At 65.7% G+C, this 303-nt stretch carries 1 protein-coding gene; it reads left to right on the top strand.

Features of this window, described 5'->3' with window-relative positions:
- Positions 1-303: hypothetical protein (locus E5W70_RS28800; protein ID WP_292664702.1), on the top strand; the 303-nt coding region annotated here is incomplete at both ends.

Here is a 303-nt window from a genome sequence, read left to right as displayed (position 1 = left end):
CCCGCCACGCCAAGGTCATTCTGGTCCGCATCCTCGGCGGCTATGAGTGGTGGCGCTATGGCTGCGACCAGCTTGCCGTTGTCGCGCGAAATCGCGGTATCAAACTGGCGCTGCTGCCGGGCGAGAGCCACGACGAGGATTTGCGGCTGATCGAAGGCTCGACGCTGCCGCGCCAAGAGCTTGACGCCTTGCTCGGCTATTTCCGCGAGGGCGGGCCGGCAAATATGACGGCGCTGATGCAGAGGCTGGCAAGTCTCGCCGGATCGGGTGTGGCGGTCGCGGAACCGGTCAGCGTGCCAAAGG

This window comes from Mesorhizobium sp., from assembly GCF_005063415.1.
Lineage (GTDB): Bacteria > Pseudomonadota > Alphaproteobacteria > Rhizobiales > Rhizobiaceae > Mesorhizobium.
The sequence above is the reverse complement of the archived record's forward strand: the minus strand, read 5'-3'. Positions and strand labels throughout refer to the sequence as shown.